The organism is Streptomyces sp. NPDC051907, from assembly GCF_040681075.1.
Taxonomy (GTDB): Bacteria; Actinomycetota; Actinomycetes; order Streptomycetales; family Streptomycetaceae; genus Streptomyces.
Genome location: NZ_JBFAYB010000004.1, coordinates 54,391 through 68,209, shown reverse-complemented (window position 1 = coordinate 68,209; position 13,819 = coordinate 54,391). Strand labels below are relative to the sequence as shown.

The following is a 13,819-nucleotide window of genomic DNA, read 5'->3' as shown; positions in this document are numbered from 1 at the left end:
CGAACGGCCGCGGCCCCGGTTCGGCCCCTCTAGGGTCCGCGCGCGTGCCCCGGCCCCCGCTTCCGGGGCATACGGGCGCATCAAGGAAGAACCCCCTGGCCTATCGTGTCCGGGACCCCGGCGAAGGAGAAGGCCACGATGCGCGGCACCGGCAGCGGCACTGCTGTCACCCGCAACACCCTGCGGCAGCAGATCGCCGACGCGCTGCGCGACGAGGTGCTCGCCGGGCGGCTCCAGCCTGGGCAGGAATTCACCGTGAAGCAGATCGCCGAGCAGTACGGCGTCTCCGCGACCCCGGTCAGGGAGGCCCTCGTCGACCTCTCCGCCCAGGGGCTGCTCGACTCCGACCAGCACCGGGGCTTCAAGGTCCACCAGTTCTCCGTCGAGGACTACCGAGGCATGGTCGAGGCGCGCTCGCTCATCACGGAGGGCGTCTTCCGCCATGTCGCCGAGCGCGGCCCCCTCGGGGTGACGGGCCAGGCCCTGGTGTCCGTGCGCCGCCGCGCCGAGGAGGCCGCCCGCGCCGCCCGCGGCGGCGACCTGGACATCCTCATCGGCTACGACCTGCGCTTCTGGCGCGAGCTCAGCTCCCTGCTCGCCAACGGCTACATCTCCGACTTCCTGCACCGGCTGCGCGTACAGGCCTGGGCGTTCGCCGTCCCGTATCTGCGCGACGACGCGGACCCGGCGCACTGGCTGTGGAGCGGACACCAGGAGCTGGTGAGCGCCGTCTCCCAGGGGGACGCGGAGGCCGTCGGCCGAGTGATCCGCGGGTACAACGACCATGCGCTCGCGTGGGCGGATCGGCTGGAGCCGTGACGGCGACGGAGAGGGCGAGCGTGAACGGGGGCGGGGGCATGGGCATGGGGACGGGCGTGGACCTGAGCGTGGTCATACCGGCGTACAACGAGGAGGCGCGGCTGCGGCCCACCCTCGACGCCGTGTGCGCGCATCTGCGGGCCGAGCCGGGCCGCTGGGGCGTCTGGGAGCTGATAGTCGTCGACGACGGCTCCACCGACGCCACCGCCAAGATCGCCCAGCAGGCCGCGGCCGACGAGCCGCGCATCCACCTCGTCTCCGGCGACGGCAACCGCGGCAAGGGCAGCGCCCTGCGGATGGGCGTCCTCGCCTCGTACGGCCGCCGCGTCCTGATCACCGACGCGGACCTCGCCACCCCCATAGAGGAGCTTGACCTCCTCGACAAGCAGCTCGCCGCCGAGGACAGCGCGGCCGCGATCGGCTCGCGCGCCCACCCCGACTCCCGGATCGAGATCCACCAGCACCGCTCGCGCGAGTGGCTCGGCCGGATGGGCAACCGGCTCATACGCGCCGTCGCCGTGCCCGGGATCCACGACACGCAGTGCGGCTTCAAACTCCTCGACGGCGACAAGGCGCGCGCCGCCTTCGCCGACTCCCGGCTCGACGGCTGGGGCATAGACGTCGAGATCCTGCGCTTCTTCCGCCGCTCGGGCTGGCCGGTGACGGAGGTCCCGGTGCGCTGGTCGCACCAGGACGGCTCCAAGGTCAGACCGCTGGACTACGGCCGGGTGCTGCTGGAGCTCGTCCGGCTGCGGGCGCGCGCCGTGCGCCGCGTCGACCTCGCCGTCATGGGGCTGTTCCTGCTCGCGTCCGTACTGCTCTACAAAGGGCTCTGGGCCGACCTCGACCGCGGCTATCTCGCCGACGCCGGCTCGGACCAGAACCAGTGGGAGTGGTTCTTCGCCGTCACCGCCGACAATGTGACGCACCTGCGCAACCCGCTGTTCACGACCCTCCAGAACAATCCCGAGGGCGTGAACCTGATGGCGAACACCGTCATGCTCGGGCTCTCCGTCCCGCTCACGCCCATCACGCTGCTCCTCGGCCCGACCGTCACCTGGGCGCTCGTGCTCACGCTCGGCCTCGCCGCGACCGCGACCGCCTGGTACTGGCTGATCGCCCGGCGGCTGACCGCCGGCCGATGGGCCGCCGCCCTCGGCGGCGCGCTCGCCGCCTTCGCGCCGCCGATGATCTCGCACGGCAACGCGCACCCCAACTTCCTCGTCCTGTTCATGATTCCGGTGATCGTGGACCGGGCGCTGCGGCTGTGCGAAGGCCGCAACGTCGTACGCGACGGGCTGCTGCTCGGCCTGTTCGCGACGTACCAGATCTTCCTCGGCGAGGAGCCGCTGCTGCTCGCCGCGGTGGGGATGCTGCTGTTCGCCCTCTCCTACGCGCTCGCCGACCGCGAGGCGGCGCGGGCGGCCTGGCGGCCGCTGCTGAAGGGGCTCGCCGTCGCGGCCGCGGTCTGTCTGCCGCTGGTCGCCTTCCCGCTGGGCTGGCAGTTCTTCGGCCCGCAGAGCTATGCGAGCGTGCTGCACGGCGACAACGCGGGCAACAGCCCGCTCGCCTTCCTCGAGTTCGCGGGCCGCTCGCTGCTGGGCGCCGACGAGAGCGCCGACCCGCTCGCGATGAACCGCACCGAGCAGAACGCCTTCTACGGCTGGCCGCTGATCGCCCTGGCCGTGGCGATCGTCGTCTGGCTGTGGCGGCGGCCGCTGGTCAAGGCGCTGGCGTTCACGGCGGTCGGGGCGGCGCTGCTGTCGCTGGGGCCGAGGTTCCGCATCCCGTTCACCGACGTCGTGCTGCCGGGCCCGTGGCGGGCGCTGGCGCACCAGCCGCTGTTCGAGTCGGTCATCGAGTCGCGCGTGGCGATGGTCTGCGCCCCGGCGCTGGGCGTCCTGGTCGCGCTCGCCGTCGACCGGCTCGCGCTCACCCGGGAGCGGGCGACGCAGGCCGTCGGCCTCGCGGCGGTGGCCGCGGCGCTCGTGCCGGTCCTGCCGACGCCGTACCCGGTGCGCGAGCGGGCGGAGATACCGGAGTTCGTCACTGAGGGCATGTACCGCTCCTACCTCGCCGAGGGCGAGTCGATGGTCGTGGTCCCGCTGCCGAGCCCGGCCGGCGCGGACGCCCTGTACTGGCAGTCGGCCACCGGCCTCGGCTTCTCCATCGCCGGCGGATACTTCAACGGCCCGTGGGGCCCGGAGCGGATGGGCATCTACGGCCCCACCCCCCGCCACACCTCCAACCTCCTCAACGACGTCCGCGGCAGCGGCCGCGCCCCGGTGCTCGGCGACGGCTGGCAGGCCCAGGCCAAGGCGGACCTCGCGGCCTGGAACGCGGGCGTGGTGGTGCTGCCGCCGCAGTACAACGACGCGGCGCTGCGGGAGACGGTGGAGGACCTCCTGGGCGAGCCGGGGGAGCGAGTGGGCGGTGTGTGGGTATGGGATGTGGGAGCCCCGCGCACACAGGGCTGACCGGTGCCCTTCGCCGAACGTACTCGTGGCACTACGCTGTCCCGACCATCGCACGACCGCAATCGAACCCCGATACGCGTGGTACTCACCCGTTGGAGAGCGAGCCTTCCCTTGGCCTGTGACCTGTGGCTGGTCCCCCTCGTCGACGTGCTGTGTCACAGCCCCGACAACCCCTTCGCCGAAGAGATCGCGTCCTACGACAAGGCGTTGACGGACGCCGGGCTGCCCACGGTCCCCGTCTTCGCCTACATGCCGGGCCTGTCGGGCGACGTCGCCCCAGTCGCCGGCTTCGACTACGACGCGCTGCACTTCCTGCGGCGGGCGTATCTGCTGCAGCTGTGCGGACTCGCGGTCACGCCGGTGGACGAACTGGGCGGCGACTACGAGCAGCTGCTGGAGATGTTCGAGACGACGGCGCAGCAGTCGCACCTGGTGTGGCACTACGACCACGCCGGCGCGTACGTCCCCGTGGACTTCGCCTCGCCGCTGTCCAACGACGAGCTGCTGTCGGGCGGCGGGCCCCTGGGCTCGACGCAGGGGCTGCTGCGGGAGCTGGAGTTCGTGGCGCCGTCGATCGGCATCGACCCGGCCAACCCGCCGGCGGCGCCGCAGCCGCCGGAGCGGCCGACGTCCCTGGAGGAGCCCGCGGGGCCGATTCCGTACGACGAGAGCCCGTTCGCGCGGGAGAGGCATGTGTGGCTGGGGCTGCACGCGGCGGCGACGAGGAGCCTGGGACAGGGCTCGATGATCATCTTCAGCTGAGCGGCGGCCGCCCGCGGTCGCATACGCCCAGGTCGCAGCCGTCTCCTGGGCAGTGAACAGCCGCCGTACAGCTCGCCCATGCCTGCCGCTCATCCGCCGCACATCTGCCGCTCACCTACGGCATGCCTGCGCGCCATCTCGGCGCTGTAGGACCGGTGCATGTCACAGACGAGTACCTCGGCACAGTCCCCCGCGGCGACCGACGCGGGGGACCGGCTCCCGCGGCCGACGAGCTTCGCGGACGTCAAAGGCTGGTTCTGGCCGGCCGATCAGCTGCTCTTCGACTGGTTTCTGACCCGCCAGCAGGAGACGGACCTGAAGGGGGACCTGCTCGAACTCGGCGCGTATCTGGGCAAGAGCGCGATCTTCACAGGGCAGTACCTGCGCGAGGGCGAGGAGTTCACGGTCTGCGACCTGTGGGACTCGCCGGCGCCGGACGACCCCAACAGCGCGGAGATGGGCCGCTCCTACGCGACGCTGACCCGACGGGCGTTCGAGGCGAACTACCTGTCGTTCCACGACGAACTGCCCACGCTCGTGCAGGCCCCGACCTCCGTGATCACCTCCCGGGTGGGCGCGCGGAGCTGCCGTTTCGTGCACGTCGACGCCTCGCATCTGTACGAGCACGTGCACGGCGACATCGAGGCGGCGAAGGAAGTGCTGCTCCCGCAGGGCGTCGTGGCCTTCGACGACTTCCGCGCGGAGCACTGCCCGGGGGTCTCGGCGGCGGTGTGGGGCGCGGTGGCGACGAGCGGCCTGAAGCCGATCTGCATCACCGGCACCAAGCTGTACGGGACGTGGGGCGACCCGACCGAGGTGCGGGAGGCGCTGCTGCCGTGGCTGGAGGCGCGGACGGATCTGTGGCACGGGGTGGAGGAGGTGGCGGGGCGCCCGCTGATCCGGATCAAGGCGGGGAAGGGCACGGGCACGCCCGCGCATCCCGCCTCCCGGCACGATCCTGAGCCGGAGCCGGTGTTCGAGCCGGCCCCCGAGCCCGCGCCCGCTCCTGCCGCGCCCTCGCCCCGCCCCCGCCCGTCCCGCGCCCGCCGGCTGGCGAAGGACCTGCTCCCCCCGATCCTGACGAGGGCGCTCACCTCCTCGACGCGCCGCGGCTAGGCCCGGGCGCCCGCCGGGAGATCTAGGCCCGCGCGCCCGCCGGGAGGTCGAGGACACGGCCGAAGGCCGTGACGGGGGACAGCGTCACCTCGGCGTCTCCGGCGGGCGCTGGCGCGGCATGTTCGGCCTCGCTCCCGGCGGCAGGCTCCCCGGGGGCAGCGTCCGCGACGCCGGGCCGCCCTCGCGGGGCGGGCCGGGGCCCAAGGGCTGCGTCGTCAGCGGGGAGGGGCCGGTGCGGAAGGAGACCATCCAGTCCGCCGTCTCCGTCCGCACCAGCTCCGACACGTCCTCCGAGAACCGCCGCAGCACCCCCAGGCACCGCTCCGCCGCCTCGCTCGCCGTGCCCTCCGTCGGGCCCAGCACCTCGCGCACGCTCTCCGACGCCCAGTCGAACTGCAGCGCCTGCAGCCGCCGCTGCACCGCCTGCGCCGTCGCGACGCTCCGCATCCAGCCCGACGTCAGCCCGAAGTACCGGTCGCAGGCCACGCACGCCGCGCCCACCAGCAGCGACAGATAGCCCCAGCCCGCGGCCCCGTCCACCGCCCCCGCCAGATCGAGGACGGGCAGCGCCGCGCCCGCCAGCACACCCGACGCCGTGCCCGCCCGCAGCATCCGCGCCCAGCGGCGCTTGGCGACGCGGTCGGCCAGGTACCAGTCGGTCGTGCGCAGCGCACCCGCCTCCACCCACCGGTACAGCTCGTCCAGCCGCTCCGCCGGCTCCCCCCAGTCGCCCAGCGGAAACGGCCTCCCGGTCAAGTCGGTCAAGTCTCCGAGCCGCGCCTCGCCGCCCTCTTCCCGGGCCGGCCCCCCGGGCTGCCTCTCCGGCTGGCTCACCGGTGCACTCCTCTGCGCTTGCTGGCATTGCGGCTGTCGTACAGCCGCTCGACACAGCTGCTGCGTGGACAGCCGCTGCATGACGTGACAATGCGTGACGTACGGTGCGCGCGTGCGTCCTGGTGCGCGTGCCCTTCCTACCGCCGAATGGTGGGCTGTGGTCCCGAAATCCCGGTATTTCCGCCCGTAAGAGGGCCTTGATCAGGTAAGTGAAGTCCCGGCCCTCTCACTCGAAAGAGTTGGTCGGCGCAGGGTGGGGCGGGGCACGCGGTGACCACGTAGGCTCGGCTTACCGAACATTCGTCGTCGAAATGCCAGGAGTGACCGTGATTCCCGGTGGTGGCCAGCCCAATATGCAGCAGCTCCTCCAGCAGGCCCAGAAGATGCAGCAGGACCTCGCACAGGCCCAGGAGGAGCTGGCGCAGACCCCGGTCGAGGGCCAGGCGGGCGGCGGCCTGGTGAAGGCCACCGTGACCGGCTCCGGAGAGCTCCGCAGCCTGGTCATCGACCCCAAGGCCGTCGACCCCGCCGACACCGAGACCCTCGCCGACCTGGTCGTCGCCGCAGTCCAGGCGGCGAACGAGAACGCGCAGCAGCTTCAGCAGCAGAAGCTCGGCCCGCTCGCGCAGGGGCTGGGCGGGATGCCGGGCCTGGGCTTCTAAGCCGGAGCCCGACCAACTACCGTACGTACCAAGCAAAACCAGCCACAGGAAAGGCCGTTCCGTTGTACGAAGGCGTGGTTCAGGACCTCATCGACGAACTGGGCAGGCTGCCCGGCGTCGGTCCCAAGAGCGCGCAGCGGATCGCCTTCCACATCCTCCAGGCCGAGCCGACCGACGTCCGCCGCCTCGCGCACGCGCTGCTCGAGGTGAAGGACAAGGTCCGCTTCTGCGCGGTCTGCGGCAACGTGGCCCAGCAGGAGCAGTGCAACATCTGCCGTGACCCCCGCAGGGACCAGGCGGTCATCTGCGTGGTGGAGGAGCCCAAGGACGTCGTGGCCATCGAGCGGACCCGGGAGTTCCGGGGCCGGTACCACGTGCTCGGCGGGGCCATCAGCCCCATCGAGGGCGTCGGCCCCGACGACCTGCGGATCCGTGAGCTGCTGAGCCGCCTCGCGGACGGCGCGATCACCGAGCTGATCCTGGCCACGGACCCGAATCTGGAGGGCGAGGCCACCGCCACGTACCTGGCCCGCATGATCAAGCCGATGGGTCTGAGGGTCACGCGGCTGGCCAGCGGTCTGCCTGTGGGGGGAGACTTGGAATACGCCGACGAGGTCACGCTGGGGCGTGCCTTCGAGGGGAGACGACTTCTCGATGTCTGACGCCATGCTCCACGCCACCGATCAGGACCCCGACAGCTTCGCGGTCCAGATCGCCGACTCGATCGAGTCCTTCATCGTCGCGACCACGGAAGTCGCGAAGGGCGACGAGCCCGACAGCGCGGTGCCCTTCCTGCTGCTGGAGGTGTCCCAACTCCTGCTGACAGGCGGCCGGCTGGGCGCGCACGAGGACATCGTCCCCGACGAGCGGTACGAACCCGACGCGGGCCCCGACCTGGACGTGGACGACCTGCGCGAGCGCTTCGCGGCCCTCCTCGACCCGATCGACATCTTCTCCGAGGTCTTCGACCCGTACGAGCCGCGCAAGGCCCCGGTCGCCTGCCGGATCTCCGACAACCTCGCCGACATCGTCACCGACCTGCGCCACGGCCTGGCCCACTACCGCGCGGGCCGCGTCTCCGAGGCGCTGTGGTGGTGGCAGTTCTCGTACTTCTCCAACTGGGGGCCGACCGCCTCCGCGACGCTGCGCGCCCTGCAGTCCCTGGTCGCCCACGTCCGCCTCGACCAGCCGCTCCAGGAGCTGGACGGCCTGGACACGGACGAGGACCTGGCGGAGGAGGCCCTGGCGGAGGAGGCCGGCAAGGTGATGGCGGAGGAGATCGCGGGCCCGCTGGGTCTGCGCACGGCCACCTGACGGCCTGGACCGCGGCGGAAGGGGCGTCCCGACGCCTGTGAGGACCGCGTGTGGAGCGTGTGGGCGCGTGTGAGGCGTGTGAGGCGCCCCACACCTCCGTGTGCCCCTCGGCTGCGCGGGCAGGTGCAGCTCTGGAGCGGGCACGGTCCTCCCCATGATCACGGAGTGAGCGGGACATCTCACGATGTGATACCAGCGGGGAGGAGCCGGCCCGCTCGTTAGACTGAGCCGACCGCGGTAACGACTGCCGCCATGAACCGAGCGAGGAGCGCACGTGGGCCTTGTCGTGCAGAAGTACGGAGGCTCCTCCGTTGCCGATGCCGAAGGCATCAAGCGCGTCGCCAAGCGAATCGTCGATGCCAAGAAGAACGGCCACCAGGTGGTCGTCGTGGTATCAGCGATGGGCGACACGACGGACGAGCTGATCGATCTCGCCGAGCAGGTATCCCCGATCCCTGCCGGACGCGAATTCGACATGCTGCTGACCGCAGGAGAGCGGATCTCCATGGCCCTGCTGGCCATGGCGATCAAGAACCTGGGCCACGAGGCCCAGTCGTTCACCGGCAGCCAGGCAGGCGTCATCACCGACTCGGTCCACAACAAAGCGCGCATCATCGATGTGACGCCGGGCCGGATCCGTACGGCGCTCGACGAGGGCAACATCGCCATCGTCGCCGGCTTCCAGGGTGTGTCCCAGGACAAGAAGGACATCACCACCCTCGGCCGCGGCGGGTCCGACACCACCGCCGTCGCCCTCGCCGCCGCGCTGGACGCCGAGGTCTGCGAGATCTACACCGACGTCGACGGCGTCTTCACCGCCGACCCCCGGGTCGTGCCGAAGGCCCGCAAGATCGACTGGATCTCGTTCGAGGACATGCTGGAGCTCGCCGCCTCCGGCTCCAAGGTGCTGCTGCACCGCTGCGTCGAGTACGCACGCCGATACAACATCCCGATCCACGTCCGCTCGTCCTTCTCCGGACTGCGCGGCACCTGGGTCAGCAACGAGCCGCAAGGGGACCAGCAGGTGGAGCAGGCAATCATCTCCGGGGTCGCCCACGACGTCTCCGAGGCGAAGGTCACGGTCGTCGGGGTCCCGGACAAGCCGGGCGAGGCAGCCGCGATCTTCCGCGCCATCGCGGCAGCCGAGATCAACATCGACATGATCGTGCAGAACGTCTCCGCGGCCACCACCGCGCTGACGGACATCTCCTTCACCCTCCCCAAGAGCGAGGGCCGCAAGGCCATCGACGCCCTGGAGAAGGCGAAGAACGCGATCGGCTTCGAGTCGCTCCGCTACGACGACCAGATCGGCAAGATCTCCCTGGTCGGCGCCGGCATGAAGACCAACCCGGGCGTCACCGCCTCCTTCTTCGAGGCGCTCTCCGACGCGGGCGTGAACATCGAGCTGATCTCCACCTCGGAGATCCGCATCTCGGTGGTCACCCGCGCCGACGACGTGAACGAGGCCGTGCGCGCCGTGCACACCGCCTTCGGCCTCGACTCCGACTCCGACGAGGCAGTCGTCTACGGAGGCACCGGGCGATGACCCGCAAGCCGACGCTCGCGGTCGTCGGAGCGACCGGAGCCGTCGGCACGGTGATGCTCCAGATCCTGTCGCAGCACGCCGACGTCTGGGGCGACATCCGTCTGCTCGCCTCGCCGCGCTCGGCCGGCCGCAAGCTGGCCCTGCGCGGCGAGGAGTGCGAAGTCGTCGCGCTGAGCGAGGAAGCCCTCGGCGGCGTGGACGTGGCGCTCTTCCTGACGCCGGACGACGTGTCCGCGCGGTGGGCGCCCATCGCCGTCGCCCAGGGCGCGACCGTCGTGGACGACTCGGCGGCCTTCCGCCTCGACCCGGACGTCCCGCTGGTCGTCCCCGAGGTCAATCCGCACGCCCTGCGGGTCCGCCCGCGCGGCATCGTCGCCAGCCCCCACGACACCACGCTCGCCCTGGCCCCCGTGGTCGGCCCGCTGCACGCCGAGTTCGGCCTGCGCGAGCTGGTCGTCTCCGCGTGCCTGGCGGCAAGCGGCGCGGGCCGGGACGCCGTCGCCGCGCTGCGCGCCCAGCTGTCGCTGGTCGCGGGCACGGAGCTGGGAGCGGGACCCGGAGACGTACGCCGTGCCGTGGGCGACGACCTGGGCCCCTTCGCGGCGCCGCTGGCCCTCAACGTGGTGCCGTGGTCCGGGGCGCTGCGCGAGGACGGCTGGTCCTCGGAGGAGCTGGGGCTGCGGGACGAGACGCGCAAGATCCTGGGTCTGCCGGGGCTGCGGGTGGCGGCGACGTTCGTCCGCGTACCGGTCGTCACGGCCCACTCCCTCTCGGTGCACGCGCGCTTCGAGAGCGAGGTCGCGGTCCGGCGGGCGCACGAGATCCTCGCGACCTCGCCGGGAGTCGTCCTCTACGACAAGCCGGAGGCGGGCGACTTCCCGACGCCGGCCGACATGGTGGGGACCGACCCGGTGTGGGTGGGGCGGGTGCGACGGGCCCCGGACGACCCCTGCGCGCTGGAGCTGTTCGTCTGCGGCGACAACCTCCGCAAGGGCGCCGCCCTGAACTCCGCGCAGCTCGCCGAGGCGATCGCCGCCGAGCTCGCGGCGTGACGGCGGCCGGGCCCGGCCCGGCATGCGGCATGGGCTCCTGTGCGTGAAGGGCCGGACTGTCCAGGTCTGGACTGTCCAGGTCCGCGAAACGCGGGGCGGCGCGGCCCGCGGCCTTTATAGGATCTGTGAAGGCCGTGTGATCAAGTCGTTGGTCCGGACCACTTGAACTGGGCTGTCAGCATGTTCGACTATTCGCTTTCCCCCTTTCTGCAACCGGTGGTTGGGCGGGAAGCGTCTTTGCGGTCAGCCTGCGCGGCGTCGCGAAAATGGGGCAGGGGAAGAGCGAGTACGCATGAGGGCATACAGATCGCCGTCAAAAACGGTGGCGTGCGCGTACAACCCTGACGGGGGGAAGCGTGTCCAACAGGCGTGGCAGAGGTTCTCGACATCACAGGGGTGCTCCCGGTTCGCGGCGCGACAGTGCGTCCGCTCCGCAGACCCCGCCCGGCCGGCGGCATGCCGGTGATCGCGCCCATGCCCGCAGCCCGCACCACCCGCATCCCGTCGTCCCGCGAGGGCGCTGACGACGCCATGGCCGCCGGCACGACCGTCGATCACCTCACCGAGACCTACCGCGCCCACTACCGGTCGCTGCTGGGTCTCGCCGCGCTGCTCCTGGACGACACGGCCTCCTGCGAGGACGTGGTCCAAGAGGCGTTCATCCGCGTCCACTCCGCCCGCAACCGCGTCCGGGACCCCGAGAAGACCCTGGCCTATCTGCGCCAGACCGTGGTCAACCTCTCCCGCTCCGCGCTGCGCCGCCGCATCCTCGGGCTGAAGCTGCTCTCCAAGCCGATGCCCGACATGGCGAGCGCCGAGGAGGGGGCGTACGACCAGCTGGAGCGGGACGCGCTGATCAAGGCCATGCGCGGGCTCCAGCGGCGCCAGCGCGAGGTGCTGGTGCTGCGGTACTTCGCCGACATGACCGAGGCGCAGGTCGCCGAGACGCTCGGCATATCGCTGGGCTCGGTGAAGGCGTACGGCTCCCGGGGCATCGCGGCGCTGCGCGTCGCCATGGAGGCCACGGCATGAGCGGGCGCAAGCACAAGTTCGAGCAGTACGGGCCGGACGGGCCGTTTGACGACCGGACTGGAAACGGAATCGTGAACAACAGGCCGGACAACGAGCTGAGCGGCCTCGCCGGCCTCGGCGACGACGAGGGCCTGGGCGGCGACGAACTGGCGCTGCGCCGGCTCCTCCAAGGCGCCGTGCAGGACCTCGCGCCCTCCGACGGAGCGCTGGACCATCTGCGAAGGGCGGTCCCCGCGCGGCGCGCCCGCAAAAGGCAGGCGCTGGTGGGCGTCGCGGCGGCGGTGCTGCTGATGGGCACCGCCGTCCCCGCCTTCGTCCATGTCGCCAGCTCCTCAGGCAGCGAGAACGCCCGCCCCGTCAACGCCGGACACGGCGAGCAGACGCAGGGCGGCACCGGACAGGACGCGGGCGACGAGGGCGGCGACAAGGGGACGGCCGACCCCACCGCCGGCAGTCAGGGCAAGGACCCCGACGACCCGGACGAGAAGGAGAAGCCGGGCGAGAAGCCGGGCGACGGCGCCACCGAGGGCCCGGGCGGCGTGGTCGTCCCGCCGGGCGCCGCGACCTCGTCCTCGCCCGTCTGCCAGGCCTCCCAGCTGACCTCCTCGGCCCAGGCCGGCGCTCCGGACGCGGAGGGCAAGGTCTACGGCAGCTTCCGCGTCACGAACGCGTCGGGGACCGAGTGCGCGGTGAGCGGCGCGGGCGTCGTCGGCACGGCCGCGCTGGGCGCGGCCGACCCCGGCAAGATCAGCGTCGTGGTGCACACCACGGGCGACGCGGCGAGCGGACTGCCCGACCCGTCGGCGGAGTCGGCCACGCTGCTGCTGGCGCCGTCGGCGTCGTACGAGGTGAAGTTCGCCTGGGTCCCCTCGGAGACCTGCCCGACCACGCCCACGCCCGACCCGACGCCGACGGACGGCGGCTCCTCGGGCACGACCACCGGCACCGGCACGGCGGCCGGCGACAACACCGCCCCGCAGCTGATGCGGCAGGACGGCGGCGTACAGGACGGCAGCGTCTCGGTCTCCCACACGGCGGAGGGCGGCGGGCCGGGCTCGTCGGCGACGGTCGCCAACGCGTGCGCGGGGACGGTCTACCGCACGGGGATGCTGGCCGCGCAGTAAGCGCACGGAGGCGAGCCGGCGGGAACGGCTCGCCTTGGGTGTGCGGCGCGCGGACCGCGGCCCGGTGACTCGCCTCGGCTGTGAGCGCGCGGCCCGGTGACTCGGGTGTGAGGCCCGCGGCCCGAGGTCTCGCCTCGGCTGTGAGATGCCGCCTGGGGTCTCGCGTTGGCTGTGACGCGCGGCCCGGGGTGCTTCCGGGCGGGGCGCCCGGGAGGTCTCCTCGGGGCTCGGTGAGGGAGCGGGACCTGACCCGGAGCGTCCGGGCTACACCGGCTCCGGCTCCAGGCCCAGCTCGCGGTCCCTCGCCGCCTCCGCCTCGCGCCTCAGCAGCCGGAACCACATGAAGAGCACGAACCCGGCGAAGACGAACCACTCCCCGGTGTACCCCAGGTTCTGGAACGCCTTCAGATCCAGGCCGCTGCCCTGCGGCGCCGCCGCGGGCACCGGCGTCAGCCCGCCGTCCGCCTCCGCGAGCGTGACCCACGCGTCGTACACGTCGTCCGGCACCAGGTTCACCAGCGACGCCGCGCTGATCATCCCGACCTGGCCGCTCGGCAGCCCGCCCGCCGTGTGCACCCCGTCCGTGCCCGTCGTCTCCGACGCCTGGAGCGCGCCGGTCACGGTGACCTCGCCGGCCGGGGGCGCGGGGGCGCGGCCGCCCTCGGGGAGCCAGCCGCGCACCACGGGCAGCGTCTTGCCGCCGTCGGTCTTCAGCAGGGTGAGCACATAGGCGCCGGACCTGCCGTCCAACTGCCTCTCGGGCACCAGGAACTGCTTCCCGTACCGCCCGGTCGCCGTCGCCTGCCGCCCCGACGTCTCCTTGTCGACCGGCAGCAGCTCGCCGAGCGGGACGGCCGCGCGCTCGCCGGGACCCGGCCCGCGCTCCGCCTCCTGGTGCGTGTCGACCCGGTCCTCGAACTTGCCGAGCTGCCACGAGCCCATGAACACGCAGAAGGGGATCGCCAGCACGACGAAGACATTGATCCCCCACCAGCGGGGCGTCAGCAGGAACCGGTACACACCCCCACGGTACGGAACGGGCCGGGCGTCCCTCGTCCCGGGTCCTGTCCCATGGGCGTCC

The 13,819-nt window shown here is 72.2% G+C and carries 13 protein-coding genes; 11 read left to right on the top strand and 2 right to left on the bottom strand.

Features of this window, described 5'->3' with window-relative positions:
- The first annotated feature begins 138 nt into the window (after positions 1–138).
- From AB0M39_RS04055 to AB0M39_RS04040, 4 genes are all read left to right on the top strand, one after another.
- Positions 139–819 carry a GntR family transcriptional regulator gene (locus AB0M39_RS04055; protein ID WP_365360193.1) on the top strand — a complete coding sequence of 227 codons (681 nt, stop codon included), beginning with the start codon at positions 139–141 and terminating at the stop codon, positions 817–819.
- 38 nt (positions 820–857) lie between these two features.
- A complete protein-coding gene (locus AB0M39_RS04050) occupies positions 858–3,296 on the top strand; it encodes a dolichyl-phosphate beta-glucosyltransferase (RefSeq protein WP_365360191.1) in 2,439 nt (812 codons plus the stop codon).
- A gap of 111 nt (positions 3,297–3,407) precedes the next feature.
- Positions 3,408–4,058 (top strand): hypothetical protein, encoded by a 651-nt coding sequence (locus AB0M39_RS04045; protein ID WP_365359890.1) that lies wholly within the window; start codon positions 3,408–3,410, stop codon positions 4,056–4,058.
- A gap of 159 nt (positions 4,059–4,217) precedes the next feature.
- Positions 4,218–5,174: a class I SAM-dependent methyltransferase gene (locus AB0M39_RS04040; protein ID WP_365359888.1), complete on the top strand. Its 957-nt coding sequence runs from the start codon at positions 4,218–4,220 to the stop codon at positions 5,172–5,174.
- Between the two features lie 84 nt (positions 5,175–5,258).
- Here the strand turns inward: AB0M39_RS04040 and AB0M39_RS04035 are convergent, their stop codons facing one another.
- The gene (locus AB0M39_RS04035) at positions 5,259–6,008 is read right to left on the bottom strand and encodes an SLATT domain-containing protein (RefSeq protein WP_365359886.1); all 750 of its coding nucleotides are present in this window, start codon (positions 6,006–6,008) and stop codon (positions 5,259–5,261) included.
- A gap of 326 nt (positions 6,009–6,334) precedes the next feature.
- Between AB0M39_RS04035 and AB0M39_RS04030 the strand changes: the two genes are divergently transcribed.
- The 7 genes from AB0M39_RS04030 to AB0M39_RS04000 all read left to right on the top strand — a co-directional run bounded on the left by AB0M39_RS04030 (position 6,335) and on the right by AB0M39_RS04000 (position 12,738).
- Positions 6,335–6,670, top strand: a complete 336-nt coding sequence (locus AB0M39_RS04030; protein WP_365359884.1) for a YbaB/EbfC family nucleoid-associated protein — start codon at positions 6,335–6,337, stop codon at positions 6,668–6,670.
- 62 nt (positions 6,671–6,732) lie between these two features.
- Positions 6,733–7,332, top strand: coding sequence for a recombination mediator RecR (gene recR / locus AB0M39_RS04025; protein WP_365359882.1), 600 nt, complete (start codon positions 6,733–6,735; stop codon positions 7,330–7,332).
- Positions 7,325–7,984 (top strand): DUF5063 domain-containing protein, encoded by a 660-nt coding sequence (locus AB0M39_RS04020; protein ID WP_365359880.1) that lies wholly within the window; start codon positions 7,325–7,327, stop codon positions 7,982–7,984. The genes recR and AB0M39_RS04020 overlap by 8 nt, the downstream gene beginning before the upstream one ends.
- Before the next feature lie 274 nt (positions 7,985–8,258).
- Positions 8,259–9,530, top strand: coding sequence for an aspartate kinase (locus AB0M39_RS04015; RefSeq protein WP_365359878.1), 1,272 nt, complete (start codon positions 8,259–8,261; stop codon positions 9,528–9,530).
- Positions 9,527–10,582, top strand: a complete 1,056-nt coding sequence (locus AB0M39_RS04010) for an aspartate-semialdehyde dehydrogenase (RefSeq protein ID WP_365359876.1) — start codon at positions 9,527–9,529, stop codon at positions 10,580–10,582. Before AB0M39_RS04015 ends, AB0M39_RS04010 begins: the two co-directional genes overlap by 4 nt.
- Before the next feature lie 369 nt (positions 10,583–10,951).
- Positions 10,952–11,614, top strand: coding sequence for a SigE family RNA polymerase sigma factor (locus tag AB0M39_RS04005; protein ID WP_365359873.1), 663 nt, complete (start codon positions 10,952–10,954; stop codon positions 11,612–11,614).
- Entirely contained in the window at positions 11,611–12,738 is a 1,128-nt protein-coding gene (locus AB0M39_RS04000; RefSeq protein ID WP_365359871.1) for a hypothetical protein, read from the top strand. The genes AB0M39_RS04005 and AB0M39_RS04000 overlap by 4 nt, the downstream gene beginning before the upstream one ends.
- Positions 12,739–13,002: 264 nt before the next feature.
- Here AB0M39_RS04000 and AB0M39_RS03995 read toward each other — a convergent pair whose 3' ends face one another.
- Positions 13,003–13,758, bottom strand: a complete 756-nt coding sequence (locus AB0M39_RS03995; RefSeq protein WP_365359869.1) for an SURF1 family protein — start codon at positions 13,756–13,758, stop codon at positions 13,003–13,005.
- Positions 13,759–13,819: the final 61 nt, after the last annotated feature.

What these genes read in the sequence shown, in the direction of transcription:
- AB0M39_RS04055 (WP_365360193.1), top strand. Translation starts at nt 139, where the DNA reads ATGCGCGGCACCGGCAGCGGCACTGCTGTCACCCGCAACACCCTGCGG.
- AB0M39_RS04050 (WP_365360191.1), top strand. Translation starts at nt 858, where the DNA reads ATGGGCATGGGGACGGGCGTGGACCTGAGCGTGGTCATACCGGCGTAC.
- AB0M39_RS04040 (WP_365359888.1), top strand. Translation starts at nt 4,218, where the DNA reads ATGTCACAGACGAGTACCTCGGCACAGTCCCCCGCGGCGACCGACGCG.
- AB0M39_RS04020 (WP_365359880.1), top strand. Translation starts at nt 7,325, where the DNA reads ATGTCTGACGCCATGCTCCACGCCACCGATCAGGACCCCGACAGCTTC.
- AB0M39_RS04010 (WP_365359876.1), top strand. Translation starts at nt 9,527, where the DNA reads ATGACCCGCAAGCCGACGCTCGCGGTCGTCGGAGCGACCGGAGCCGTC.
- AB0M39_RS04000 (WP_365359871.1), top strand. Translation starts at nt 11,611, where the DNA reads ATGAGCGGGCGCAAGCACAAGTTCGAGCAGTACGGGCCGGACGGGCCG.